This is a genomic window from Plantactinospora soyae (assembly GCF_014874095.1).
In the GTDB taxonomy this organism is placed as follows: Bacteria; Actinomycetota; Actinomycetes; order Mycobacteriales; family Micromonosporaceae; genus Plantactinospora; species Plantactinospora soyae.
Map to the genome: position 1 here is coordinate 6,376,467 of NZ_JADBEB010000001.1, position 25,879 is coordinate 6,402,345.

Annotated in this window: 19 protein-coding genes; 3 read left to right on the forward strand and 16 right to left on the reverse strand. The window is 70.0% G+C overall.

The features are described from left to right. Positions 1-39: 39 nt before the first annotated feature. From H4W31_RS27830 to H4W31_RS27895, 14 genes are all read right to left on the reverse strand, one after another. Complete coding sequence (locus H4W31_RS27830; RefSeq protein ID WP_192769339.1) at positions 40-936, reverse strand: carbohydrate ABC transporter permease; 897 nt, start codon at positions 934-936, stop codon at positions 40-42. Further along, complete coding sequence (locus H4W31_RS27835; protein ID WP_192769340.1) at positions 933-1,850, reverse strand: ABC transporter permease; 918 nt, start codon at positions 1,848-1,850, stop codon at positions 933-935. The genes H4W31_RS27830 and H4W31_RS27835 overlap by 4 nt, the downstream gene beginning before the upstream one ends. 288 nt (positions 1,851-2,138) lie before the next feature. Then, positions 2,139-3,008 (reverse strand): NAD(P)-dependent oxidoreductase, encoded by an 870-nt coding sequence (locus H4W31_RS27840; protein ID WP_192769341.1) that lies wholly within the window; start codon positions 3,006-3,008, stop codon positions 2,139-2,141. A 140-nt stretch (positions 3,009-3,148) separates the two neighbouring features. Continuing rightward, the gene (locus H4W31_RS27845; protein WP_192769342.1) at positions 3,149-6,052 is read right to left on the reverse strand and encodes a ricin-type beta-trefoil lectin domain protein; all 2,904 of its coding nucleotides are present in this window, start codon (positions 6,050-6,052) and stop codon (positions 3,149-3,151) included. A gap of 70 nt (positions 6,053-6,122) precedes the next feature. Further along, a complete protein-coding gene (locus H4W31_RS27850) occupies positions 6,123-8,273 on the reverse strand; it encodes a ThuA domain-containing protein (protein ID WP_225947174.1) in 2,151 nt (716 codons plus the stop codon). A 254-nt stretch (positions 8,274-8,527) separates the two neighbouring features. Next, positions 8,528-9,199, reverse strand: a complete 672-nt coding sequence (locus H4W31_RS27855; protein ID WP_192769344.1) for a FadR/GntR family transcriptional regulator — start codon at positions 9,197-9,199, stop codon at positions 8,528-8,530. Positions 9,200-9,379: 180 nt separating this feature from the next. After that, positions 9,380-10,417 carry an ABC transporter permease gene (locus tag H4W31_RS27860; protein ID WP_192769345.1) on the reverse strand — a complete coding sequence of 346 codons (1,038 nt, stop codon included), beginning with the start codon at positions 10,415-10,417 and terminating at the stop codon, positions 9,380-9,382. Continuing rightward, positions 10,414-12,021 carry a sugar ABC transporter ATP-binding protein gene (locus H4W31_RS27865; RefSeq protein WP_225945719.1) on the reverse strand — a complete coding sequence of 536 codons (1,608 nt, stop codon included), beginning with the start codon at positions 12,019-12,021 and terminating at the stop codon, positions 10,414-10,416. The genes H4W31_RS27860 and H4W31_RS27865 overlap by 4 nt, the downstream gene beginning before the upstream one ends. Then, positions 12,018-13,070 (reverse strand): sugar ABC transporter substrate-binding protein, encoded by a 1,053-nt coding sequence (locus H4W31_RS27870; protein WP_192769346.1) that lies wholly within the window; start codon positions 13,068-13,070, stop codon positions 12,018-12,020. Before H4W31_RS27870 ends, H4W31_RS27865 begins: the two co-directional genes overlap by 4 nt. A gap of 81 nt (positions 13,071-13,151) precedes the next feature. Then, the gene (locus tag H4W31_RS27875; RefSeq protein ID WP_192769347.1) at positions 13,152-14,462 is read right to left on the reverse strand and encodes an L-fuconate dehydratase; all 1,311 of its coding nucleotides are present in this window, start codon (positions 14,460-14,462) and stop codon (positions 13,152-13,154) included. A gap of 376 nt (positions 14,463-14,838) precedes the next feature. Continuing rightward, positions 14,839-16,407 (reverse strand): discoidin domain-containing protein, encoded by a 1,569-nt coding sequence (locus H4W31_RS27880; RefSeq protein ID WP_192769348.1) that lies wholly within the window; start codon positions 16,405-16,407, stop codon positions 14,839-14,841. Positions 16,408-16,769: 362 nt separating this feature from the next. Beyond that, positions 16,770-17,639, reverse strand: coding sequence for a nickel/cobalt transporter (locus H4W31_RS27885; protein WP_192769349.1), 870 nt, complete (start codon positions 17,637-17,639; stop codon positions 16,770-16,772). After that, on the reverse strand, positions 17,636-18,337 hold the full coding sequence (locus tag H4W31_RS27890) for a hypothetical protein (RefSeq protein ID WP_192769350.1): 702 nt from the start codon (positions 18,335-18,337) through the stop codon (positions 17,636-17,638). Before H4W31_RS27890 ends, H4W31_RS27885 begins: the two co-directional genes overlap by 4 nt. A gap of 72 nt (positions 18,338-18,409) precedes the next feature. Then, positions 18,410-20,077 (reverse strand): purple acid phosphatase family protein, encoded by a 1,668-nt coding sequence (locus H4W31_RS27895; protein WP_192769351.1) that lies wholly within the window; start codon positions 20,075-20,077, stop codon positions 18,410-18,412. A 266-nt stretch (positions 20,078-20,343) separates the two neighbouring features. Between H4W31_RS27895 and H4W31_RS27900 the strand changes: the two genes are divergently transcribed. Beyond that, positions 20,344-20,829, forward strand: coding sequence for a hypothetical protein (locus H4W31_RS27900; RefSeq protein WP_192769352.1), 486 nt, complete (start codon positions 20,344-20,346; stop codon positions 20,827-20,829). Between the two features lie 80 nt (positions 20,830-20,909). On the opposite strand, the gene H4W31_RS27905 is transcribed toward H4W31_RS27900, so the two are convergent. Both H4W31_RS27905 and H4W31_RS27910 read right to left on the reverse strand, forming a co-directional pair. Next, positions 20,910-21,698, reverse strand: coding sequence for an SDR family NAD(P)-dependent oxidoreductase (locus H4W31_RS27905; RefSeq protein WP_225945720.1), 789 nt, complete (start codon positions 21,696-21,698; stop codon positions 20,910-20,912). Positions 21,699-21,761: 63 nt separating this feature from the next. Then, entirely contained in the window at positions 21,762-23,921 is a 2,160-nt protein-coding gene (locus tag H4W31_RS27910) for an amylo-alpha-1,6-glucosidase (protein WP_318783439.1), read from the reverse strand. Between the two features lie 203 nt (positions 23,922-24,124). Here H4W31_RS27910 and H4W31_RS27915 point away from each other — a divergent pair, with 203 nt between their 5' ends. Continuing rightward, positions 24,125-24,568: a PPC domain-containing DNA-binding protein gene (locus H4W31_RS27915; RefSeq protein ID WP_192769355.1), complete on the forward strand. Its 444-nt coding sequence runs from the start codon at positions 24,125-24,127 to the stop codon at positions 24,566-24,568. A gap of 110 nt (positions 24,569-24,678) precedes the next feature. Beyond that, complete coding sequence (locus tag H4W31_RS27920; RefSeq protein WP_318783440.1) at positions 24,679-25,758, forward strand: S66 peptidase family protein; 1,080 nt, start codon at positions 24,679-24,681, stop codon at positions 25,756-25,758. Positions 25,759-25,879: the final 121 nt, after the last annotated feature.

The following is a 25,879-nucleotide window of genomic DNA, read 5'->3' on the forward strand; positions in this document are numbered from 1 at the left end:
CGTAGCGCCGGAAGGCATCGGATGGGGGATGAGCGGGGTTCAGCCCTTGACCGCGCCGATCAGCACGCCCTTCGTGAAGTGCCGTTGTACGAAGGGGTAGACGACGAGGATCGGGACGATGGAGAGCACCAGGATGGCCATCTGGATCGCCTCCTGGGGCGGCAGTGCGACGCCGGCGGCACCGAGCTGGTCGACACCGATCTGCGTCTGGTTGATCACGTACGTGCGTAACACAAGTTGCAACGGCCACTTGGCCGTGTCGTTGAGGTAGAGCAGGGCGCTGAAGAACGCGTTCCAGTACGCCACCGCGTAGAACAGGCCGATGACCGCGAGGACGGCCTTGCTCAGCGGCAGGATGATCCGGAACAGGATAGCGACATCTCCGGCGCCGTCGATCCGGGCACTCTCGATCAACTCCCTCGGCAGCTCCATGAAGAACGCGCGCAGGATGATCACGTTGAATGCGTTGACCGCGACCGGCAGAATCAGCGCCCAGTACGTGTCGAGCAGGCCGAGATTCTTCACCACGAGATAGCTGGGGATGATGCCCGGCGTGAAGAGCAGTGCGAACAGGACGATCATCAGCACCGGCCGGTGCGCGACCGACCTGGGTCGACTGAGCCCGTACGCCAGCAGGATGGTGGTGGCCATGCTCAACGTCGTACCGGCGATGGTGATGAAGAGGCTGACCAACGTCGCCCGGGTCACCACGCCACCGGAGAGAATCGCCTGGTACGCGGCGAAGCTGACCTGGTCGGGCAGAAGCACGAAGCCGCCGTCGCGGGTGATCTGCTCCCGGGTCGAGAGGCTGGTGGAGACGATCCCGACGAACGGCACGATCACGGCGGCACAGCAGGCGGCGAGGATGACGCCCTTCAGCGCGCGTACCGGTTTCGAGGCGACCGTGACCCCGGCGATGGTGGTTCGGCTGCTCATCTCTGGTAGACCCCCTGCTCTCCGAACCGGTGCGCCAGTTTGTTGGCGCCGAGCACGAGCAGCAGCCCGATGACGCCCTTGACCAGTCCGACGGCGGCGCTGACTCCCCAGTCACCGGCGAGGATGCCGTTGTTGTAGACGTACGTGTCGAGCACCTCGCTCGCGTCGGCGCCGACCGCCTGCTGCTGGAGCACGATCTGTTCGAACCCGACGGTCAGCGCGTCGCCGAGCCGCAGGATCAGCAGCAGCACGATCAGGCTGCGCAGTCCGGGCAGGGTGATGTGCCACAGTTGCCGCCAGCGGCTGGCCCCGTCGACCGCCGAGGCCTCGTAGAGGGTCGGATCGATCCGGGAGAGCGCGGCCAGGAAGAGAATGGTCGCCCAACCGGCGTCCTTCCACAGCACCTGCCCGGTGACCAGCGCGAGGAAGGCGTCGGGGTTGCTGATGATGCTGACGGTGCCGAGGTCGTGCTCCCGGAGGAAGTTGTTGAGCAGGCCGCCGTCGCCGAGCAACTGCATGAAGATCGCGACCACGATCACCCAGGACAGGAAGTGCGGCAGGTAGAGGATGCTCTGTACGGCCCGCTTGAGCCGTTCGGACATCAGACTGTCCAGCAGCAGGGCCAGGGCGATCGGGGCGGGAAAGACGATCAGCACCTGGAGCAGGGTGATGATCAGCGTGTTGGTCAGTGCGTTGAGGAACGCGGGATCTCCGTTGACGATGACCCGGAAGTTGGCGAAGCCGGTCCAGGGGCTGTCGAAGATCCCGATGTACGGCTGGTAGTCCTTGAAGGCGATGACATTGCCCAGCCAGGGCAGGTAGTGGAATATCAGTAGGAGTGCCACGCCGGGCACTGCGGCCAGCAGCAGGATCCGGTCCCGCCGTACCCGATCCCACCACGTCAACCGGCTCACCCCATTCTGTTCGGCCGGGTGCGAACTTCCGTCCGCGCGAACAGTACGTGCGACGCGCGGGCATTTGAACACGATGGATCGCGAAAATTCCGGAAGTTCTCCGTTAGGTGGAGGTAAACTTATGTTCGATCTTGAATGGCGTCAAGACGAGGGTTAATGGCTCGGTCCGGCAGCCCGCCGGACAATTGGCCCTCTGGAAGCCGCCCGAAAGATCTGCGCCGTCGCGCCCGGCCCGCCGAACGGTACGGCTTCGGAACCGGTGCCGCCAGCCCTGGCCGGTCGGCGGGATCAGTGCTGGAGTGCCCGGGTGATCACGGTGAGGTCCTCGTCCCCGAGGCCCCGCTCCACCGCCCGTTGCCACTGCGCGGCCAGGCTGTTGGCGACCGCGAACCGGTCGATGTCGACCTCGCGGAGCGCCAGGTTGACGTCCTTGAGCGCGAGGGAGAGCGGATACTGCGCCGAGTACTCGTCCTGGCCGATCCGCTGTAGCTTCTCCTGCGCCCAGGGGGAGACCAGGGGACTGCCCTGGAGCGCGCCGAGCACCGCGTCGCGGTCCAGGCCCAGCGAGTGACCGAGGGCGATCGACTCGGCGATTCCCTCCGCCACGAAGGCCAGCAGCATGTTGTTCACCAGCTTGAGCCGGGAACCCGCGCCGGCCGGTCCGGCCCAGACGGTCCGCTGCCCGATCGCGTCGAAGACTGGCGCGATCCGGGTGCGGGCCTGCTCCGGGCCGGAGGCGAGGATGACAAGTTGACGCTGCTGCGCCGGACCCCGGCTGCCGGCCACCGGCGCGTCGAGCAGGACGACGTCGGGCCGCTGCGCTTGGACCAGCCCGGCGATCCGTTCCGTCTCGGAGACGCCGATGGTGCTCATCTGGGCCCAGATCGCGCCCTCCGGCATCGCGGCCAGCATGCCCTGGTCGACGGCGATGGCGCGGACCGCCTCGGCGTCGGTGACCATCGTGATCACGACGTCCGCCCGGCGCGCCGCGTCCGCCGGGCTGTCGGCCACCTCGGCGCCCTGCTCGGCGAGCTGCCGGGCCGGCCCCGGGCGGCGGTTCCAGACGACCGTGGGCAGGCCGGCCCGGACGATGTTGGCGGCCATCGGCTGCCCCATCCCGCCGAGCCCGAGTACGGCGACCCGTCGCGCTTCCGCCATCGGAACTTCCCCCCGTAGCACACTGTCCCTGTCCGGCAGCGTAGGTCAGTAGCGGGCAGCGCCGACTCGGAATGCGGCCCACTCACCCGGGCCGGGGTCCCCGCCCTGCCACATTAAGCGGGGACCCCGGGGCCGTCCCCCTAGGGCAGGGTCCAGTTCTGTGCCCCGGTGCCGTTGCAGTCGTAGATCTGCAACTGGGTGCCGTTGGCGGTGTTGGAGCCGGGGATGTCCAGGCAGCGGCCGGACTGCGGGTTGCGCAGCCCGCCGTTCGCCGCACCGACCCACTGCTGCGCGCCGCTGCCGTTGCAGGTCCACAACTGCACCTTGGTTCCGTTGGCCAGCCCGCTGGCCGCCACGTCGAGACACTTGCCGAGCCCTCGGACCGTACCGTCGCCGGGCAGCGTCCAGGTCTGCTGCGGCTGGCCGCCGCAGTCCCAGACCTGCACCCTGGTGCCGTCGGCGGTGCCGGCCGCGTTGATGTCGGCGCACTTGCCCAGCGCCCGGATGGGCCCGGTCCGGCCGGGGCCGCCGGAGTCCGGAGTGCTGACGCCGGCTCCGGTGAAGGTGTAGCTGTCGAGGTCGAGCAGTGCCCCGTTGCCGCCGGTGAAGACGACGTAGAGGTCGTGGGTGCCGTCGTCCGGCCTGCTGACCGGTGCGCTGACCTCGGTGTAGTTGTCCCAACCGCCGGTGTTCGGCACGGTCACCCGGGCGACCTCGGGGCCGGTCGGCGAGTCGTACCGGAACGAGACCACGTTGCCGGCCTTGTCGGACGACACTCGGGCCCGTACCCCGGTGATGCCCTTCAGGCTGACGCCGTGGTGGCGTACCCACTCGCCGTTCTGGATGTCACCGAGCCGGAAGCCGCCCTCGGCGCCGGCCGCGTTGATCACCTGCGGCCCGCTCAGCTGTACGTAGTGCTCGGCCTGCCACTGCTTCGGCCAGAGCGTGATCTCCCGCTCCCCGGTCAGCGGCACCGCGCCGGTGGCGCCCCGGTCGGTGTAGCCGCCCCGGATCACGAAGAAGAGCACCGAGTCCGGGCCGGCGTGCACCGGGCCGGTGTCGAAGGTGGCCCCGCAGCCGGTGCCCTGCCCCTCCTCGTGGGCGTGTTCCTGGTGCCCGAGCGCGGCCCGGACCACCACGCTGGCGCAGGGGATCGTGCCGTCCTGCGGGTCCGTCGCCGACGCGGTCGCGGTCAGGTTCTCGTCCCAGCTGAACAGGCCGCCGTTCGGCAGCCCGCCGACGGTGACGGTGGGCCGGTTGTTGCCGACCACGATCGGCACGACCGTGGTGCCGGACCTCCCGGTGCCGTCGTGGACGGTGAGTCGGGCCCGCTTGTCGCCGACGGTGGTGTACGTGTACGACGGGTTCGCCGCCGTCGAGTCGACACTGCCGTTGTTGTCGAAGTCCCAGGCGTAGCTGAGCGGATCGCCGTCCGGGTCGGTGCTGCCGGCCGAGGAGAAGTTCACGGTCAACGGGGCGAGGCCGTTGTCGACGTTGGGCGTCGCCCTGGCCAGGGGTGAGCGTCCGCCCTGGATGTAGTTGATTTTGTACAGCCCGGCGTCCGGGGCGCCGGAGAAGTAGCCGCTGCCGTACTCCAGCAGGTAGAGCGAGCCGTCCGGGCCGAACTGGAAGTCGATCGGATGGACGAAACTCATCCCGCCGAGCACCGGCTCGATGACCGTGGGCGTACCGGTGGCCGGGTTGCCGTTGTTGAACTGGACCTCCTTGAGCCAGTTCCGGCAGTACTCCGAGATGATCCACGTGTTGTCGTAGTACTGCGGCCACTTCACGTCCGAGACCAGGTTCGCGTTGTAGTGGTAGACCTCGGTGTGCGCGGGTGAGCCGCAGCCGCCCGGGTTGTCCAGGGCCGGCCACTCCTTGCTGCCGCCGTGCTGCTCCCACACCGTCGCCGGTTTCGTCGGCGGCAACTGCTGGAGGCCGGTGTTCCGGGGCGAGTTGTTCACCGGACCGGTGCTGCCGCCGCAGGGGAACCAGCCCCGGGGCGCGTTCGCCGCGAAGTCCCAGTCGTTGTACGCGACGTTCGGCCCGCCGCAGTACGGCCAGCCGTAGTTGCCCGGCGCGGTGGCCCGGTTGAACTCGTCGTACGCGGCCGGACCCCGATTGGCGAGCGTCGTACCCGCATCCGGGCCGACCTCGCCCCAGTACAGGGTGTTGCCGGCCTGCTTGTCGACCCAGATCCGGTACGGGTTGCGCAGCCCCATCACGTAGATCTCGCCCCGGGTCCCCGAGGTGCCGGCCGGGAAGAGGTTGCCGGCCGGGATCGTGTAGGTGCCGTTGTCCTCGGGACGGATCCGGTTGATCTTGCCGCGCAGGTCGTTGGTGTTGCCGGAGGTCCGTTGCGCGTCGTACTGCGGGTTCCGGCCGGTCCGCTCGTCGATCGGCGCCATTCCGGCCGAGTCGCCACCGGAGTTGGTGTTGTCGCCGACCGCGAAGTAGAGGTTGTTGTTGCTGTCCCAGGTCATCGAACCGGCCGAGTGGCAGCACAGCTCCCGCTCGGTGGGCCACTCGATGACCATGTCCTCCGACGCCGGGTCGAGCAGGTTGGTGCCGGGGTTGAAGGTGAACCGGGAGATCCGGTTGACCAGCGGGGACACCTTGGGCGAGTAGAACAGGTACACCCAGCGGTTCGTGGCGAACTGCGGATGGATGGTGATCCCGATCAGCCCGTCCTCGTGCCGGGCGTCCAGGGCCAGGGTGAGCGCCACGGTGGTGGTCTGGGTACCCGGATGGTAGAGCCGGACCTGACCGCCGCCGTTGGTGGTGCCCCGGTTGATGTAGAGCACCTTCTGGTCCGGCAGTACGGCCAGTTCGATCGGCTCGCCCATCGACAGGCCGCCGTCGAGCTTGACCTTCTCGAACAGTCCGGTGGCCGGGGGAGCGGCGGCGGCTCCGGCGGGTCGTGCGCTGCTGTCCTGCGCGGTGGTGCTGGTGGCGGCGCCGGCCTGCGGTATCCACCCCGCGACGGCCACGACGGTGGCCAGTGCGGCGGTGACAGCGAGACGCCGACGGGAGGTGTGTGACACGGGTCCTCCAGTGCAGGTGGTGGTGGGGGATGCCGGGGTGGGTACCGGCCAGGTGTCGGGCGCGCCGGGATCAGCTGCCGTAGACGTCGAACTCCCAGAGCGAGCAGCCCCAGGTGGTGGCGCGCGCGGTGGCGTACATCCGCAGGTAGCGGCCGGTGCCGGTGAGGGTGATGTCGTCGGTGCCGCCGTCGCCGGTGGTGGTGTTGTGCACGGTGGTCCAGGTGCTGCCGTCGGTCGAGGTCTGGATCTGGTACGCCCGCGCGTACGCCGCCTCCCAGCTCAGCCGTACCCGGTCGACGGTCCGGACCGCGCCCAGGTCGACGGTGATCCACTGTGGATCGGCGTACAGGCTGCCCCAGCGGGTTCCGCCGTTGCCGTCGACGGCGTTCGCGGCGACGTGTGCGCTGCCGCCCTCCACACTGGACGCGCTGACCGGCCGACCCCGGGACAGCAGCGTGCCGCCGGTACCGGCCGGGTCGCCGTAGACGTTCAGGTCCCACAGCGAGTAACCCCAGGTGGTGGCGCGCGTGGTGGCGTACATCCGCAGGTGGCGGCCGGTGCCGGTGAGGGTGATGTCGTCGGTGCCGCCGTCGCCGGTGGTGGTGTTGTGCACGGTGGTCCAGGTGCTGCCGTCGGTCGAGGTCTGGATCTGGTACGCCCGCGCGTACGCCGCCTCCCAGCTCAGCCGGACCCGGTTCACCGCGTACGTCGTGCCGAGGTCGACGGCGAGCCACTGCGGATCGGCGTGCGCGCTTCCCCAACGGGTGCCGGAGTTGCCGTCGACGGCGTTGGCCGGCAGGTGGGTGCTGTCCGGCTCGGTGCTGGACGCGGTGACCGGTCGGTTCCGGGCCCGGTCGACGGGACCCGGGTTGCCGGCCGCCCGGATCCGGATGTTCCGGTAGTTGATGTCGAGCCCGGCGCCGTCGTTCTGCACCCCGAGGTAGCCGTCGGCGATGGCCCGGCCACTGACGTACTCGTTGATCTTCACGCCGTTGAGCCAGATTTCGACCCGCTGCCCGGTCACCGCGATCTCGTAGCTGTTCCACGCGCCCGGCGGGTTCAGCGCGGCGTCGCGGAGCGCGGCGTCCGGTGCCTTGAAGCTGTAGACGCTGCCGGTGGTCCGGGACGGGTCGGCGTCGGTTGCGTCGATCTGGATCTCGTGGCCGGTGTCGACCGGCCGCCACGGGTCGCCCTGCGGATCGGGGAACCCGATGAACACCCCGCCGTTGTCGTCGCCGGGCATCATCCAGTCGAGCTTGAGCGAGTAGTTGCCGAAGGTGCGGACCGGATACCAGAGCAGGCCCATCCCGCCGACCGAGCTGAGCGTCCCGTCGGCCAGGGTGAACCCGCCGGGTCCGGCCTGCCGCCACTGGTCCAGGCTGGCCTGGGAGCCGTCGAACAGTGCGGCGTAGCCGGACTCGGTCCGGCAGTCGGCGGCGGTGGCCCCGGCGGCGATCCGGATTCCGCCGAGCAGCATCCGGGTGAAGTTCGGATCGGCGTACGTCTGCTCGGTGTGCCCGAGTCCGGTGTACCAGGACCGGCCACCGGCGTAGTTCTGGCACCAGGTGATCGGGTGGTCGCCCATGTTCCCGCCGCTGTATGACGACTCGTCCAGGCTGGCCAGCACCTTCACCGCACCACGCGGGTTGGTCCGGTAGTTGTACCACTCGTCGGTCCGGGTCCAGGTCGGCGGCAGGTGTGCGGTGGAGGCGTTGCCCCGGTCCTCGACCCGGATCGTGGCCGACTGGGTGGCCGGATGCGAGTCGAACCATGCCCCGACCAGTCCGCCGTACCAGGACCAGCCGTACTCGGTGTCCGCCGCCGCGTGTACGCCGACGTAGCCCCCGCCGGCCCCGACGTACGCCTGGAACGCCGCCTGCTGCGCGTCGTCGAGTACGTCGCCGGTGGTCGAGAGCCAGACCACCGCCTGGTACCGGGCGAGATTCGCGCTGGTGAACGCGCTGGCGTCCTCGGTGGCGTCCACGGTGAACCCGTTGGCGGTGCCGAGCTGCCGGATCGCCGCGATCCCGGTCGGGATGGCCGAGTGCCGGAATCCGGCGGTCTTGGAGAAGACCAGGATCCTGGAGAGTGGCGCGGCCGAGACGGCGTTCGGCGGTGGCGCGGCCGAGGCGGCGTCCGGCGCCGCCACGACTGTGCTCGGGGGCACCGCGACGGTTGCCACCACGGTCATGGCCACGGCCAGCACGGCGCGGGTCAGCATTCGCACGATCTACTCCTCCGGGGGACGGACCGGTAAGGAGAGGAGCGCGCCGACGCACCTTCCAAAGCCTTCGGTGGACGCCTGCCCGCGCCCACCGCTTGACCGCACTTTGCCACGCCGGACCGAAGGCGTCAATACATTTGGATCTTTAGACATCCTATCTATTGTGCCGCCTCAACGCGTTCTACCGCCCGACAAGCCCATGTCATCGGCCTGGGGGCAAGAAACATCCAATGTTCGCTCGGCGGCCGGGCTCAGAGCGCGCGCCGGAGCCAGTCCTCCACCCCGGCGACGTGCACGGTCGCCCAGGACCGGGCCAGCTCGGGCTCCCGGGCGACGATCGCGTCGACAATGGACTGGTGCTGCTCACGGGTCTTGGTGACCGCGCCCTGCTGGGTCAGGCCGCGCCAGATCCGGGCCCGGGTGGTCGGCCCGGAGAGGCCGTCGATCAGCGAACAGAGCACCGTGTTGCCGGCGCCCGCCGCGATCTGTCGATGGAAATCCAGATCGTTGCTGACCAGTGCCTCGATGCTCGGGCTGCTGCCGAGGCCGTCGAGCGTCGCCTGGAGTTTCACGATCCCCTCCTCCGGCATCCGCTGCGCGGCGAGCGCGGTCGCGGCCGGTTCGAGGATCCGGCGTACCTCCAGGAACTGGAGCACGGTGTCGTCGCGGTGGAAGTCGACCACGAAACTGAGCGCGTCGAGCAGCAGTGGCGGTTCGAGGCTGGTGACGTACGTGCCGTCGCCCTGCCGTACGTCCAGCACCCGGATGATGGACAGCGCCTTGACGGCCTCCCGCAGCGAGTTGCGGGACAGCCCCAGCCGTTCGGCGAGGTCGGCCTCCTTGGGCAGCCGGTCGCCGGGACCCAGCTCACCCGACGTGATCATCCCTTTGATCTTGTCGATGGCCTCGTCAGTCAATGCCATGTCCACCTCCGCAGGGGTTCATTGTCCGCCGTCGGTCCCGGTCCGGACCGGTGGCCCCGACCGGGGTGTCCGCCCCGGGGCCGAACGACCCGGGTGCCGGCCGTGTCGCCGAGACGCCGGACGACCCGGGTACCGGCCGTGTCCGCCGGTACCCGGGCCGCGCCGAGGAGTCGCCGAGGGTCAATCCTGTGCCTTGCCGGTGGTGATCCGGGCGAGCATCAGGGCGACCAGGATGATCACGCCGTAGATCGCCTGGATCCACTGCGCGGAGACGCCGGCCAGGGTCAGGATGTTGTTGATCAGGCCGAGCACGACCACCCCGCAGAGCGCGCCGAACAGCGTTCCCTTGCCGCCGTCCATGCTCACCCCACCGATCACCGCCGCGGCGAAGACCGTGAAGATCATGCCCTGGCCCTGGGCGGCGGCGACCGAGCCGAGCCGGCCGGTCATCAGCAGCCCGGCGAGTGCGGCGAGCACCCCGGCGACCATGAAGACGATCCAGACGACCCGGTCGGTCCGGATGCCGGCGGCCCGGGCCGCGTCGGCGTTCCCACCGATCGCGTAGATCGACCGGCCGTGCCGGAAGAACCCGAGTACGACGATCGCCACCGCGAAGAGTGCCGCGCACAACCAGATCGACGCGGGCAGCCCGAACCAGAGCGCGTTGCCCAGGTAGAGCACCGACGGCGGCAGCTCGAAGAGGTTCTGCCCACCGGTGATGCCGATCTGTACGCCCCGCAGCACGATCAGCATGCCGAGCGTGACGATGAACGCCGAGAGCCCGAGACGCAGGATCAACATCCCGTTGAACGCGCCGATGGCGAGGCCGATGAGCAGGCAGATCGGGATCGCCAGCGTCGTCGGCCAGTCGGTGCCGAGCCCGTTGCTGGCCGCCGGGATCACCAGCGCGACCGCGAGCGCCGGGGCCAGCCCCACGGTCGACTCCAGCGACAGGTCGAACTTTCCGCCGATCAGGATGATGGCCTCGGCCAGCACCAGCAACGACAGCTCGGTCTGCTGCTGGAGCACGTTGATGATGTTGGCGGTGCTGAGGAACACCGGGTCGACCAGCGCGCCGACCACCACCAGCACCAGGATCGCCGGCACCAGCGCCAGGTCACGCAGCCCGGCCAACCGCAGCCGGGGCCGGAACGGCCCACCCGGCGGTAACGGCGTCTTCGCCACGCCGGCCGGGCTGGCGGTGCTCGTTCCGGTCATTTTCCGGCTCCTTCCGGGGCCCCGATACCGTCGGTGGCCGAATCCCGCGTGGCCCCGATCCGCTCGGCGGCCACTCCCTCCACCGCGGCTACCACCTCGGCGTCCTCCCAGTCCCGTCCCAGTTCGGCGGTGACCCGCCCGTGGAACATCACCAGCACCCGGTCACAGGCGCGTAGGTCGTCGAGTTCGTCCGAGACGAGCAGCACCGCGGTGCCGTCGTCGGCCGCCGCCCGGACCGCGCCGAGCAGCGACTCCTTGGACCGTACGTCCACCCCGGCGGTCGGGCCGATCAGCACCAGTACCCGGGGACCGGTGGACAGCGCCCGGGCCAGCACCACCTTCTGGGCGTTGCCGCCGGAGAGGCTGTTCACCGGGGCGTACGGGCTGGACGTCTTGATGTCGTACCGCGCGATCATCTCCTCGGCGACGGCGGTCCGCCGCTTCGGCACGATCGCCCCGGCCGGACCGAACCGGTCGGCGATGGGCAACGTGGCGTTCTCCTCCACCGAGAGCAGCGGCACCAGGCCCTCCCGGTGCCGGTCCTGCGGCACGAAGCCGATCCCGGCGGCCAGCGCCGCCGGCACGCTGCCCGGCGACACCGGTTTCGCGCCGACCCGGATCTCGCCACCGTCGGGCCGGCGCAGCCCACTGAGCGTCTCCGCCAGCGACACCTTGCCGCTGCTGCCCGAACCGGTCACTCCGACGATTTCCCCGGCCCGTACCTCCAGATCGACGTCCGTGTAGGCGTCGGCCAGCCGGAGTCCGGTGGTCCGCAGCGCGACCGGCGTCTCGGCGGTGACCGGAGGCCGGGCCGGCCACTCGGTCAGCCCGACCGCCTCGCCGGTCATCGCCTCGACCAGGGCGGCGTGCCCGACCTCGGCGACCGGCCGGGTGAGGATCCACCGGGCGTCCCGGAGCACGGTCACCGTGTCGCACACCTCGTAGACCTCGTGCAGGTGGTGCGAGATGAACAGCAGCGTCACCCCGGACGCCGCGAGCGCGCGCAGCCGGGTGAACAACCGGTCGATGGCGGTGGCGTCGAGCCGGGCGGTCGGCTCGTCGAGGATGATGAACCGGCTGCCCAGGGAGAGCGCTCGGGCGATCTCCACGAGTTGCCGCTGTTCCACGTTCAGCTCACCGGCCGGCGCGCCGGGATCCACCGCCACGCCGTAGTCGTCGAGCAACTCGCCGGCCCGCCGACGCAGCCGGGCCCAGCCGATCGGCCCCCGCCCGGCCTGGCGGTTGAGGAACAGGTTCTCCGCCACCGTCAGGGTGGGGATGATGGTCGAGCGCTGGTAGACGCAGGCCACCCGGCGGCGCCAGGCGTCCCGGTCGGCCAACGCGGGGGCGGGTTCGCCGTCGAACCGGACCGTGCCGCTGTCCGGGCGGTGCAGCCCGGTCAGGATCGACACCAGGGTGGACTTGCCGGCCCCGTTCCGCCCGACGAGTGCGTGCGTGCTGCCGGCGGCGATCGAGATGCCGGCGTCGGCGAGCGCCGTGGTGGCGCCGAACCGCTTGGTGACGGCGGTCGCCTCGACCGTCGTACCGGGCGCCGTGCCCGGGGCGGGTGCCCCGGGCACGGCGATCGAGTCGATGCTCATCATCCGCCGATCTGGTTGCCCCACAACGTCTTGTCATCGACGTTGGCGGCGGTGACGAGCGGGGCCGGCAGCTGGTCCTCCAGGATCCCGTTGCCGACGTCGACGATGTTGCTGCCGTGGTCGGTCGGGCCGGGCTGGAAGGTCTTGCCGTCGACCGCCGCCTTCGCGTAGAACAGCGCGTACTTCGCGTACAGGTCGGCCGGCTGGGAGACGGTGGCGTCGATCTCGCCCTTGCGGATCGCCTCGAACTCCTGCGGGATGCCGTCGTTGGAGACGATGAAGACGTGCTTGGGGTCGGCCGCCGGCACCAGCAGGTTACGGGAGCGCAGCAGTTGCAGGGTCGGGGCCAGGAACACCCCACCCGCCTGCATGTAGATCCCCTTGATGTCCGGGTGCTGGGCCAACCGGGTCTGCAACGCGGCCGACGCCTTGGCGCCCTCCCACTCGGTCGGCTCCTCGAACACCGTGATGCCGGGGAACTTCGACTTCATGCACTCGGCGAACGCCTCCGAGCGGTCCCGGCCGTTGACCGAGGAGAGCGAGCCCTGGAACTCGACGACCTTGCCCTTGCCGCCGAGCTTCTCGCCGAGGAACTCGCACGCCTTCTGCCCGTACGCCCGGTTGTCCGCCCGGACCACCATGAACACCTTGCCCTTGTCGGGGCGGGTGTCCACCGAGACCACCGGGATCTTCTTCTGCCCCAGCTGGGCGAGGGTGGTGGCGATCGCCCCGGTGTCCTGCGGCGCCATCACGATGGCCTTCGCACCCTGGCTGCTCAGCGCCTGCGCGTTGGCGACGAGCTTGGCGATGTCGTTCTGCGAGTTGGTCGGGGTCATCAGGTTGATGCCCTGCTCCTGCGCGAACTGCGGAATGTACTTCGCGTAGGAGTTCCAGAAGTCGGAGTCGGCCCGGGGCAGGTCGACCGCGATCTGTGAGTTGGCGGAACTGCCCTCGCCGCCCGACGGGGACTCGGCGGAGTTGCAGGCGGCGGTGGTGGCGACGAGAGCGGCGACGATCGCCGCACCGAGGGTGGCGCGTCTGGTGAGTTCCATGCTGATCCTCACTGTGAACGGTTCAGGTGGGGGGTGGTGCGTTACCGGGTGGAACGGGGGAGTCGGGTGGTCGTGCGGGGGTCACGGCGTGGCGTCGCGCCACACCGGACCGTCGGGGAACGAGTAGTTGACCAGGCTGGCCCGGCGCATGGTGGAACTGAACCCGGGGGCGGTGGGAGCGAGGTAATTGCCGTCGCGGATCCGTACCGGATCGGTGAAGTGCTCGTGCAGGTGGTCGACGTACTCGATGACCCGGTCCTCGATGGAGCCTGAGACGGCCACGTAGTCGAACATCGCCAGGTGCTGGACCAGCTCGCAGAGCCCGACCCCACCGGCGTGCGGGCAGACCGGTACGCCGAACTTGGCGGCCAGCAGCATGATCGCGATGTTCTCGTTGACCCCGGCGACCCGGGCCGCGTCGATCTGCACGAACGACACCGCGTCGAGTTGGAGCAGCTGCTTGAACACCACCCGGTTCTGCACGTGCTCGCCGGTGGCGACCCGGACCGGCGCGATCCGCCGGGCGATCGCCGCGTGCCCGAGTACGTCGTCCGGGCTGGTCGGCTCCTCGACCCACCACGGATCGAACGGGGCCAGGGCGGTGATCCACTCCACCGCCGGGTCGACGTCCCAGCGTTGGTTGGCGTCGACCGCGATCCGGATGTCGGGACCGCACGTCTCGCGGGCGATCCGCAGTCGCCGGATGTCGTCGTCGAGGTTGCCGCCGACCTTGAGCTTGATCTGTCGGAAGCCGTCGGCCACCGCCTCCCGGCAGAGCCGGCGCAGCTTGTCGTCGTCGTAGCCCAACCAGCCCGGCGAGGTCGTGTAACCGGGGTAGCCCTCGGCCAGCAGGCGCGCGACCCGTTCCTCCCGGCCCTCGGCGCGGGAGCGCAGGATCGCCAGGGCCTCGTCCGGGGTGAGCGCGTCGGTCAGGTACCGGAAGTCGACCAGGGCCACCAGATCCTCCGGCGGCATCGAGGCGAGCAGCTGCCACAGCGGAAGTCCGGCCCGCTTGGCCTTCAGATCCCACAACGCGTTGACGACGGCGGAGATGGCCATGTGCATGACCCCCTTCTCCGGGCCGAGCCAGCGCAGCTGCGAGTCGTGCACCAGCTCCCGCCACATCCCGCCGAGGTCGTCCAGGACGTCCTTGACCAGCCGGCCGAGCAGGTACGGCCGCAGCGCGTCGATCGCCGCCGACTGCACCTCGTTGCCCCGGCCGATGGTGAAGGCGAAGCCGTGCCCCTCCTGACCGTCCGGTGAGTCGGTCCGGAGCACCAGGTACGCCGCCGAGTAGTCCGGGTCGGGATTCATCGCGTCCGAGCCGTCGAGTTCACGGGAGGTGGGGAACCGGATGTCGTAGGTGTCGACGGCGATGAAACGGCTGCTCATGCCACGACCCCCCGCTGCCGCCACCCCGGTACGCGGGGATCCGGCACGAGCCGGCGAATCGGGACCGCCAGGTCGAGGATCGGTTGTATCGCGCTGCCGCTGTGGCGCACCGGGTCGGTCCTTTGCGTCGGGGAAACCTTATACATCGGATGTTTACCAGAGCCATCGGGTGCGCAGCAAGGCCCGTGGGGACCACCTCGGATCACCATTTGGCAACGCTGCTCCGTCGTTGCGGCCCACAGCGTTCGATCGACGATGGTGTTGACGAGGGGGATACATCCAATGTTAACTGCGATGCCGGGCTCCCCGCGCCGCCGTTTCCGCCGACACGGCGGCGCGGGGTCGTCCCGGCGGACCGCGCCGGTACCGTTACCGGTCAGGCGCGGTAGACCTCCAACTCGTACACCCGGGTCGCGGTGTTGCCGTCGCTGGCCGGCGCCAGCACGTTCAGCCGGACGTACCGGGCGGTGACCGGGGCGACGGGATGGGTGCTGACGTCGGCGGTGTTGCCGCGTACGGCCGCGACCGTCGTCCAGGTCGTCCCGTCGATACTGGTCTGCAGGTCGAAGTCCCGGGTGTTCCAGGCCGGGTTCTCCCCACCCGCACCCGAGTGCCGCAGCACGAACCGGCCGACCTGGGTGTTCGACTGGAGGTCGACGCGGAGCCAGCGGGTGTTGCCGAGCACGCACCACTTGTCGGACAGCCCACCGGACCAGGTGCCGTTGACTGCCTTGCCGGCCGCCTCGCCGACGGCGCACTGGCCACTGGCGGTCGCCGGGCGGTTCAGCGCCAGGTTGCCCTCCGGAACGCCGGTGCCCGGGTCGAACCGGTTCACCCAGTAGGCGGTCCGGTCGAGGTACGCGGTCTCGGCGGCGGCGCCGGTACGGCCGTAGGCGCCGGTGTAGGTCAGGTAGCCGTGCCCGGCCGGCGGGTTGGCCCGGGCCGGTTCGATGCTGGACCCCTCGTGCCACTCGTTGAACGAGGTGACCGAGACCCAACTGGGCGTACCCCCGGTGGCCGGGTTGAGGGCGTTGTTCCACTGCTGGTCGTACATCGCACCGTTGGCCCGGTCCACGGTCGGCGTGGTGTTCCCGACAACCGCCCGGTCGTCGATGTACCCGGGGGCGACGGACGGGGCCCAGACCAGCCCGTTCGCCTTGGCGTACGCGGCGGCCTGCTGCCAGCCCGGTGCCGTGGCGCCGGCGATGCCGTCATAGGTGTAGATGCCACCGAAGTCGCCGACCAGCGACGTGTTGGTGGTCTGCGCCAGGATGATGTTGTTCGCCTTCAACGGCGCGATCGGCGACCAGTCGGTGATCCGGACGCTCTCGAAGACGTAGAACGCCGGGCGGTTGCCGTGCTCCGGGTCGCGGAAGAAGGCGGGACTGCTGCCGTACCGCTGGTTGATGTAGTTCACGTCGGCCACGGTCGAGGCGGCGGTACGCCCCTGGTAGGGCTCCAGATGCCAGGCGACCTTCACGCCCTGCCGGGCGGCGGCGTCGAGTACCCCGGCCGCGAGGTTGTCCTCGAAGGAGCCCTGACCCCACCAGCTGTAGACGATGACGCCCGCGCCGGACTGTCGTACCCAGGCCATGTGCTGGGCCACGGCGCCGGCGTAGTCGCCCGAGTCGTACGCGCCGAGCGAGGGGTAGAGGTCGGCGCCGATGTCGTCCGGCGGGGTGTGCCCGCCCTGCTGCCAGTGTCGCCACTGGCCGGAGGTGGCCGGGTTGCCGTACCAGGAGTAGTAGAACAGGTGGACCTTGTTCGACAGCTCGGCCGCCGCGACGGCCGGAGCGGACCCGGTGGCGCCGTTCGTGGCCGGCGCGCCGGACGAGCCGGTTCCGGCGCTGGCCCGGTCGGGCGCCGGACCGATGGTGGCGGCGAACAGCCCGAGTAACAGCAGTGGGGTCGCGAGCAGACGGATGCTGCGCGGGGACGGTGACATGCGGGCTCCTTCTTCCTGAGCTGGAGAGGGGCAGCCAGGCAAGGCGCGCGCCGCCGCGCTTGAGGCCGGTGTGCGGTGGTCACCAGGTGCCGTGCCCGGTGGCGTTCGGACGTCTCGGTACTGGTACCGATGCCTACGAGAGAATTGTCCGACGTGCTAGAGAATTAACCACAGACGGCGACGGTAATCAATAGGAAACATCCGAGGTCATCGCTGCCCGATGGCCGAAGGACGGTCGCCAGGACGGATCGTCGCGAGCGCGGCCGAGGGCAGCGGCGCTGGTCGTGGCCGTGCTTCCGGCATCCCGCTCGGTGCCTGACGCCGTGCCTGTCGTGGAAAACATTGGACGTCATGGCCGACGGTCAGCCGGACAGCACCGAGATCGCCGCGGCCAGATAGAGGCAGCCGCCGAGGCTGACCGCCACCCCGGCGATCACCGGGGCCCAGGCCGTGGCGACCGCCGCGATCGGCCAGCGTCGGGTACCGCCGCTCAGCAGCGCGAATCCGCGGATGGTGACCAGGCCGACGGCGGTGAGCGTGGCCGCCATGCCGACCCCGAAGGCGAGGACGAGGAGCAACGCGTCGGCCGCCCGGCCGGTCAGCAGACCGCTGACCAGCACCAGGAACGCGGACGGCGAGGGCAACAGGCCACCGGAGACCGCGAGTACGGTCAGCCCGCGCCGGGACCACGGATCCGTCGGCGCCGCGACCTGGTGGGTGTGTTTGCGTACGCCCGCACGGATGCCTCCGTGTCCGTGCTCGTGGTCGTGGTCGTGACCCTGCTCATGCTCGTGCCCGCCGTCGGGGCCGGGACCGTGGTCGTGGCTGTGTCCGTGGTCGTGGCTGTGTCCGTGGTCGTGGTGGTGTCGATGGCCGCCGCGCAGGTGCCGCCAGGTCAGCTGGGCACCCACACCGATCACGAGCAACCCGGCCGCCACCTGCATCCACGCGGTCACCGTCCGGGTGCCGAGGCTCGCCGCACCGCTGAGTCCGACCCAGGCGAGCGCCAGCACCAGGACCGAGAAGGTGTGCATCACCGCCACGATCACTCCGAGTCGGATCGCGTCGCGGTACCGACCCCGGGTGCCGAGCAGGTAGGCCGCGGTGATGGCCTTGCCGTGGCCGGGCGCCACCGCATGGGCGGCCCCGACCCCCAGCGCGACCAGCAGGGCCAGCCAGAAGACCGCTCGGCCGTCGAAGAGCGACACCAGCCGGCTGTCGAGGCCGTTCACGACCGGCTCCGACCGCGGCGACGCCGCCGGACCGCGACCAGCACTGCCACGGCCGCGACCAGGGCCGTACCGGTGCCGGCCAGGGTCCGAAGCGTCGTACCGGAAAGGCCACCCGCGCCCGGCGCGAACCGTACCCGATGGGTCGTCTCGGCGGCGGTGAACAGAGTCCGGCCCGGCGTCGCCGGGGTCTCGCTGGTGAGCATGGTCCGGTACGCCTCGTTCAGGTCGGTCAGCGCGCCCACGGTGACGTCGAGATCGACCACGTTGACCGGGCAGTCGAAGTCGAGTCGGGCGCCCTGGCTGACCAGCCGGTCCAGGGTGGCGAGCCGTCCGGGACACGGGGCGCCGTCCTGCCGCACCGTGATCCGCTCCAGCAGGTAGTCGTGTACCCGGGTGGACCGCTGGAGCTTCTGCTCCCCGGTCAGTTCGGTCGCCACCGCACCGGACGCCGGATTCTCGAAGGCGCCGAGGGACTGGCCGAGGGCCACCCAGTCGTCCTCGGCGGCGAGCCAGGTGATCGCGACCCCGGAGCCGTCGACGCTGATCCGCGCGGTGGACGGTGGGCCGAACGGATGTGCGGCGGCCGGAGTCGCCGGAGCCGCCAGGGCCACCACGACGGCGGCCAGCGCGGCGGTGGCGGTGACGCGGGCCGCGCGGGCAGCGTGGGCCGCGACCGGCGGCGGAATGCGGAGGGGCACTGGGGAAGTCTCCTGAGGTACGGACCGGGCGCGGACCAGCCACGGCTGCGGCTGCTCCGCGCCCGGCGGGAACTACTTCGTCACGGTGATGACCGGACTGGTGATCTTCTGGTTCTCGCTGGTCAGGTACACCACGTGGGTGGTGTTCTTCTTCGCCGAAGGTGGCAGCGCGAAGGTGTATTCGAGCCGGCCCAGTTCGTCGGCCTTCTTGTAGCCGATGAAGACGCCGTTCTTGCCGGCGCCGTCCTTGGTGCCGCGCAGGTAGACGGTGACTTCCTCACCCGGGTCGTAGCCGTACGCGGAGACCTTGACCTTGCCCTTGGCCTCGACGATCGCCTTGTTGACCTTGGCCTGCTCGCCGACGGTGTTCTCCGGGGTACGGAGTTCGTTGACGGTACGCTCGCCGGCCGCGTTCTTCCGGATGACGACGCCGTCGTGGTGCTGGCCGTTGGCGTAGCGGGCCTCGTAGCGGATGCTGTCGCCGGTGACGTCGATCAGCTGGTAGAGCTGCTTGTCCTCGGCCTTGCTCATGATGTCCGCGCCGTTGTCGGTCCAGACCGAGCCGTCGACCTCGTACATCTTGCCGCCGGACACCGACACCGCGTAGACGGTGCTGTCGTGCACGGAGAGCGACTTGCGGGAGGTGCCGACGCTACCCCGGCCGTAGCTGTGGTCGTGGCCCTGGAGGACCAGGTCGACACCGTACTTCTCGAGCAGCGGTCCCCACTGCGCCCGGATCAGCGGGTTGTCCCGGCCCTCGGCGGTCGAGTAGACCGGGTGGTGGAAGGTCACCACCGTCCACTTGTTCGGGTTGTTCTTCAGCAGGCCCTCCAGCCACGCGGTCTGCGCGGCCATGATGTCGGGGATGCCCTGCACGTTGGTGTTCAGGCCGATGAACCGGACGCCCTGGTAGTCGACCGTGTACGCGGTCCGGTCCAGCTCCGCCGGCCAGTCCGCCGGACCGTTGTCCGGGTACGGGAACTGCGGTGCCCAGAACGAGGAGAGCGAACTGCCGCTGTACTCGTGGTTACCGGGGATCGAGATGTTGTTGATCTGGCCGTCGATGAAGCCGCCGGCCTGGTACCACTGGCCCCACTGCTCCTCGCTGTTCGCCGAGTCGATGAGGTCACCGGCGTTGACGATCATCTTGGCCTGCGGCCGGTCCGCGAATGCCTGCCGGAACACCCGGGGCACGGCGGAGTCGATGTAGTTCTGGGCGTCGCCGTAGTAGATGAACGAGAACGGCTCGGCGTCGGCGGTGGCCGTGGTGAAGTCGGTCCAGGCACTCCAGTTGGTGCCGTCGCCGACCCGGTAGGAGTAGCGGGTCCCGGGCTTGAGGCCGACGAACTCCGCGGTGTGGTAGGTCGAGGCGTACCCGAGGGAGGTGTTGACCGAGGTGGTCGACTTCGCCTTGACCGCCGAGACGGCGCCCTCGGGCGGCGCCACGCCGCCGAGCGCGGCGGGGGCCTCGAGGATCTCCGCCTGGGCCCACTCCGGGGTGGCCTCGGCGCGCCAGGTCACCCGCTGCGAGGTGGCCGGCGTGGTGGTGGGGGTCAGGATGATGCGGTCCGGCATCGGCGACGGCCGGTGGATCTCGGCCGCGGGGTACTTGCCCGGCGCGGCGTCACCGAACGCCACCGGGCTCAAGGCGAAGCCACCGACGAGCATCGCCGCGGCACCGATCGCCGTCAGCTTCGCCCGCCGGGAACCCACGATCCAGGGTCTCTTGACGTTACTCAACGAGAGTCACCTTTCAGGTGATAGTGAACTGTGCCCCCGGTCGTCGGCCGACCGGTGAGCCAAGCGCATTCACCCAGAGATGATCAAAGAGTGATCGGCGGTTGACTGACCAGGAGGTGAACTGCTGGCCCCGCTCGGGTCATCCGCCGAGCCTTCACCGCGTGGCGGTCGGCCGGCCATCCGGTGGTGCCCGCTCGTTCACCCCGGCCGACCTAGCATGCCGACGTCGCGTCCACGCCGGTCGCCGTCCGCCGAGAGTTCGGAGCATGATGAACCTGCCGTCCCGCCGCTGGGCGGTGGCCGCCACCGTCGGCACCCTCGCGGCGATATCCGCGATCGACCCGACGGTCTCGCCGCCGCAGGCCAAGGACGACACCTTCATCAGTGCGCAGACGGGCGGAATCCTCAACATCGAGGGCGGCGAGTGCTTCGCCGATCCGGCGTACTCGCGGCAGGCGGCCGAGGTGGTCGTCCGGTACGAGCCCTGCGAGGAGGGCGCGGACAACCAGTCGTACGGCTTCCTGCGTGCCGCCGACGGGCCGTGGCAACGCCCGGAGCTGGCATCGTTCGCCTGGCAGGGCTGTGGGGACTTCTTCGAACGGCGCTGGCCGGACCGGTCCGGCGGCAGACTGGACTTCTATCCGATCCTGCCGACCGAGCAGACCTGGGCCGACGGCGACCGGATGGTGATGTGCGTCGTCTACCGTCCGCGCGGCCGGCTCACCGACTCGGTGCTGCCGCAGCTGCGCTGAGCCCCCCTTCTCGGTGCTGCCGCAGCCGCGCTGAGCCCCCCTTCTCGGTGCTGCCGCAGCTGCGCTGAGCCCCCTTCTCGTCAGGCGCGTAGACCACCGTCGACCGGCAGGCAGACGCCGGTGACGAAGGAGGCACGGTCGCTGAGCAGCCAGGCGGCAGCCTCGGCGATCTCGTCCGGTTCGGCGGCCCGGCGTAGCGGGGTGAGCGAGTTGAGCCGGTCGACGGCGGCGGGCTCCTCCTCCGCCCAGGTGCGGATCACACCGGTCATCGTGGTGCCGGGCGCGATCGCGTTCACCCGGATGCCCTCCGGGCCGTGCTCGACCGCCGCCGTCTCGGTGAGGCTGTTGACCGCCCGCTTCGCCGCGGCGTACGGCCCCAGTCCCGGCGAGCCCCGGAAACTGCCGACGCTGCTGTTGTTGACGATCGCCCCGGTTCCGGCGGTCGCCCGGATGGCCCGGATCTCGGCGGTCATGGAGAGGAAGACACCCTTGTAGTTGACGGTGGTGACCAGGTCGAAGTTCTGCTCCGTCCCACTCACCAACGGGCTGTGCGGCACCGACACACCCGCGTTGTTGAAGGCCACGTCAATCCGGTTGTGCAGCCGGATGACGGTGTCGACGGCAGCCTGGATGCTGGCCGCGTCGGTGAGGTCGGTGAGCACGTAGTCGGCCGTACCGCCGGCGCTCCGGATCTCGTCGACCACGTCGGCGAGTTGGGACTCCGTCCGCGCGGCCAGCACCACCGCGGCGCCCTCCCGGGCGAACAGCCGGGCCGCCGTGGCGCCGATGCCCCGGCCCGCGCCGGTGATGAACGCGACCTTGTCACTGAGCAAGCCGGGTCGGGCGCCGACGGCCTTCGAACCTGTCATGGACTTCATCCTCATCACGCGACGACGACCCGGGGTACGACGAGTGCCCCCGGGGGGTTCCGGTCAGTCCGAGAGCCATACGTCTCCCCGGGTACCGCTGGCCTCCAGGTCCCAACGCTGGCCGAAGGCCTGCAGGTGGAGGAGTCCGACCCGGCCGAATTCCGGGGGCAGGCAGGGGTTCAGGACGAGCCGACCGTCCCGGGCGTCCAGACCGAGCAGGGTCCGCAGGAAGAGCATCGGTGCGGCGCTCGCCCACGCCTGCGGCGTACAGGCGGTCGGGTACGGCACCGGCTTGCGTCCGTACGACCGGTCGTATCCGGCGAACGCCTCGGGCAGCCGGTGTTCGGAGAAGTCGGCGGCCTCCATCATCCCGACGATGATCCGGGTGGCTTCCGCCTGGAATCCGTACCGGCTCAACCCGTGCGCGATCAGCGAGTTGTCGTGCGGCCAGACCGTGCCGCTGTGATAGCCGATCGGATTGTAGCAGATGTCGCCGGTGGACGTGGTCCGGACGCCCCAGCCGGAGAACATGTGATCGGACAGCAACTGGTCGGCGAGGATCCTGGCGCGTTCCGGCGGCACGATCCCGCTCCAGAGCAGCTGCCCCATGTTGGAGGTCATCGAGTCGATCGGGCGCTTGTCGCCGTCGAGGCCGACGGCGTAGTAGCCGCCCCGCTTGTCGATCCAGAAGTCCTGGTTGAAGCGCTGCTGGAGCCGGTCTGCCTCGGCGCGCAGCCGCTCGGCGAGTTCCGGATCCGCCAGCGGCCCGTCGGCGAGTTCGGCGACCCGCAGCTTCGCGTCGTAGGTATAGCCCTGGACCTCGCAGGTCGCGATCGGCAACACCGGGATCGTGCCGTCGGAGTAGGCGATCCCGTCGGCCGAGTCCCGCCAGCAGTGGTTGCCGAGCCCCTGCGGGGAGCGGGTGGCGTACTCGACGTATCCGTCGTTGTCCAGGTCACCGTAGTGGTCGATCCAGCGCACCGCGGCGTACACGTTGTCGCGGTACTGCCGGACGAAGTCGTCGTCGCGCGTCCAGCGCCAGTACTCGGAGAGCAGGATCAGCCACAGCTGGGTCGCGTCGGAGGTGCCGTAGTACGGGTTGTGCGGCTTCTCGCCGGTCCGGGTCAGCTCGCCGCTGCGTATCTCGTGGAGGATCTTGCCGGGCTCCTCGTCCCGGAAGTCGTCCAGCTTCGTGCCCTGGTAGTTGGCGAGCATCCGGATGGTGCCGCGGGCCAGGCGCGGTCCGAAGCAGACCGTCTGGTACGCGGTCAGCAACGAGTCGCGGCCGAAGATGGTGAGGAACCAGGGCAGCCCGGCGGCCGGCAGCACGATCGTCTCGTTGCCCACCCGCTGCGCGATCCGGAGGGCGACCAGGTCCAACTTGGACTTCTCCAGCACCCGGTTGATCAGATCGGATTCGACGGCCTGGATGGGGCAGTCGCTGTGCCAGGCCACCGTGGGATCCTGGCCGACCAGGTCGAACCCCTTGCCGAACTGGCGATGCAGCGATGGCATCTCGTTGGGCCTGCGGGGCAGTGCGACGGTCAGCTCGGCCCGCCACTTGAGTCCGGGCTCCAGCCGGAGGTCCCAGATCAGGTCGTTCTCCTCCACCCGGTCCGCCGGAGGCGATGCCTTGATGTCGGTGACGGCCTCGAAATCGTCGTTTCGGTAGGTGAAGGTGAGGCCCGAGCCGTCCGTGGAGTGGTTGCGGGTGATGTTGGTTGAGCGGTCCCGTACGCACTGCTTGATCTCGAAAAGGTCCGCGAAGTCGGTACCCACCCGCAGGCGCAGCTGCACCGACTGCACCTCGTTCGCGAAGCACTCCAGCTCGATGCGCTCCTGCATGGCCTCGCTGATGAAGCGCTGCCGGCGGACCCCGACACTGTTCGTGGGAACGTGTGGCAGGTCCGCGTTGGTGAGGAAGAAGGCCGCCGAGTCGTCGTCGATGGTGCCGGAGCTGAGCAGGAGCAACGAGGCACCGCCGAGGGTCAGCTCCCACTGGCTGAGCAGTCGGGTGTCGTCGTGCACCAGGCCACCGATCGTGCCGACCGGCACGTCTCCGGTGGCGTTGCTGACCATGAACGATCGGCCCTCCACCACCGCGACGGCGTCCGGGCCCAGTTCGGGCGGCTGGGTACGTTGGACCGAACTCGGAGTGTCGGCGCTGACCGCGAGACCCGGAGTCGGGTCGGCCGGGGTGGGACGCCGGACAACATTCGTCACGGCAGCCCCTTTACCGGACGAGAAGCATGGCCATCCTGTCGCTCGCCAGCCTAGGCAGTTCCGGCCCGGCGGCGGTGCTGAATCCGGGAACCCGGGCCCCGAAAGGCGCAGGTCGGAGCGGGATGCGGTTTCCTCGGCCCGGACAGGCATGGTGGGGGCGGCGGCGGGCAGGAGGGGGTGGAGCAGTAGGCGAGGAGGACGGGATGCGGGACGTCGAACTGGCCGACAGCGGCCGACGGGTCGTGGTGATCGCGGTGGAGCGGGGCGAGGAGGCGGTCGCCGCCGTGAACGAGGTGGCCCGGCGCCGGGGGATCCGCGCGGCGGAGGTCACCGCCGTGGGCGGCTTCCAGGACGCAGAGGTCGGCTACTTCGACCGGGAGGCCCGGGAGTACGTTCCCATCCCGGTGTCGGAACAGGTCGAGGTCCTCTCCCTGGTCGGCGACATCGCCGAGGTGGACGGGGAGCCGGCGCTGCACGTGCACGCCGTACTCGGTCGTCGGGACGGCAGCACGGTCGGCGGTCACCTGCGCCGTGGCGAGGTGTGGCCCACCCTGGAGGTGGTCGTCACCGAGGTCGCGGCGGCGCTGGCCAAACGGGTCGATCCGGAGACCGGGGTGGCATTGCTGACCGGGACCGCCCGGACCTGACCGCAGGTCGCTCGGGACGAGCCTCCTCTGTGGACGCCTTGCGTCGATGATCCACGATGTCGTTACCGGCTCGAGACGCCGGTGACAGAGTCGTCGACGGAAGGACGTCCGTGGAAAATTCCAGAGTAGATCCCATCCCGGCCCCGAGAGCCGGCGGTGGAGCGCTGTCCCGGCGGCACATGCTGCGTACCGGAGCGGTGGCGGCCGGCGGTGCGCTGCTGGTCGGCGCGGCCGGTACGGCGGCGGAGGCGGCGCCGCGTCGTGGCGGAACGCCGCTGCGTGCCCGGGCGTTGGTCCCCGGCGACCGGGTCCGCGTCGTGTCGCCCGGCAGCACTCCGGATCCGGTCCTGATGAACCGGGGAATGGAGATCCTGCGGAGCTGGGGCCTGGAGGTGGAACTCGGGCAGCACGTCTTCACCAGGTACGGCTACCTCGCCGGCACCGACGCCCAGCGGCTGGCCGACCTGAACGACGCGCTGAACGACCCGGATGTCCAGGCGGTCTTCGCGGCCCGTGGCGGGTACGGCACCCAGCGGATCGTCGACCAGATCAAGGTCGCCGGTATCCGCCGCAGCCCGAAGGTGGTGGTCGGATTCAGCGACATCACCAGTATCCACGGCAAGCTGTGGCGCGACACCGGACTGGTGACGTTCTACGGCCCGATGGTCAACTGGACCGACAGCCGGACCGGGCCGGACTCGGCCGAGGCGCTGCGCCGGGCGGTCATGACCACCGCCCCGGTCGTCGTTCAGCGGGATCCGGCCGAGACCGCGGCTCCGGTCATGGTGCCGGGTCGGGCCAGCGGCCGGCTGCTGGGCGGCTGCCTGACGCTGCTGTCCACGTCGCTGGGCGCGGGTGACGCCCCGGACTTCGACGACGCGATCCTGTTCTTCGAGGACGTGGACGAGGCGCCGTACAGCATCGACATGATGCTGACCGAGTTGCGCCGGGTGGGCGTGCTGCGCCGGGTCGCCGGTGTGGCCATCGGTCAGATCACCAACAGCGTCGGCGAGCCCGGCGAGTGGGACGCGGCGGCGGTGCTGAAGGACCGTCTCTACGACCTTGGCGTACCGGTGCTGGGTGGGCTTCGACTCGGGCACGGCAACGGGCAGCTCACCGTTCCGCTCGGCGCCCGGGCCACGATCGACGCCCAGGCCGGGACCCTGACCGTGGAGCCCGGCGTCAGCTGACCGACACCTACGCTGGCATCGCACCGAACTGACGCCGGAGCACAGGTAACCGACCCGGGAGAAAGCAGGGGGCTGCTCTCGCCGACACGGTGAGGGCAGCCTCCCGGGCTGGTGACTTTCC

What these genes read in the sequence shown, in the direction of transcription:
- H4W31_RS27830 (WP_192769339.1), bottom strand. Translation starts at nt 936, where the DNA reads ATGAGCAGCCGAACCACCATCGCCGGGGTCACGGTCGCCTCGAAACCG.
- H4W31_RS27840 (WP_192769341.1), bottom strand. Translation starts at nt 3,008, where the DNA reads ATGGCGGAAGCGCGACGGGTCGCCGTACTCGGGCTCGGCGGGATGGGG.
- H4W31_RS27850 (WP_225947174.1), bottom strand. Translation starts at nt 8,273, where the DNA reads ATGCTGACCCGCGCCGTGCTGGCCGTGGCCATGACCGTGGTGGCAACC.
- H4W31_RS27855 (WP_192769344.1), bottom strand. Translation starts at nt 9,199, where the DNA reads ATGGCATTGACTGACGAGGCCATCGACAAGATCAAAGGGATGATCACG.
- H4W31_RS27860 (WP_192769345.1), bottom strand. Translation starts at nt 10,417, where the DNA reads ATGACCGGAACGAGCACCGCCAGCCCGGCCGGCGTGGCGAAGACGCCG.
- H4W31_RS27865 (WP_225945719.1), bottom strand. Translation starts at nt 12,021, where the DNA reads ATGATGAGCATCGACTCGATCGCCGTGCCCGGGGCACCCGCCCCGGGC.
- H4W31_RS27870 (WP_192769346.1), bottom strand. Translation starts at nt 13,070, where the DNA reads ATGGAACTCACCAGACGCGCCACCCTCGGTGCGGCGATCGTCGCCGCT.
- H4W31_RS27875 (WP_192769347.1), bottom strand. Translation starts at nt 14,462, where the DNA reads ATGAGCAGCCGTTTCATCGCCGTCGACACCTACGACATCCGGTTCCCC.
- H4W31_RS27880 (WP_192769348.1), bottom strand. Translation starts at nt 16,407, where the DNA reads ATGTCACCGTCCCCGCGCAGCATCCGTCTGCTCGCGACCCCACTGCTG.
- H4W31_RS27900 (WP_192769352.1), top strand. Translation starts at nt 20,344, where the DNA reads ATGATGAACCTGCCGTCCCGCCGCTGGGCGGTGGCCGCCACCGTCGGC.
- H4W31_RS27905 (WP_225945720.1), bottom strand. Translation starts at nt 21,698, where the DNA reads ATGACAGGTTCGAAGGCCGTCGGCGCCCGACCCGGCTTGCTCAGTGAC.
- H4W31_RS27915 (WP_192769355.1), top strand. Translation starts at nt 24,125, where the DNA reads ATGCGGGACGTCGAACTGGCCGACAGCGGCCGACGGGTCGTGGTGATC.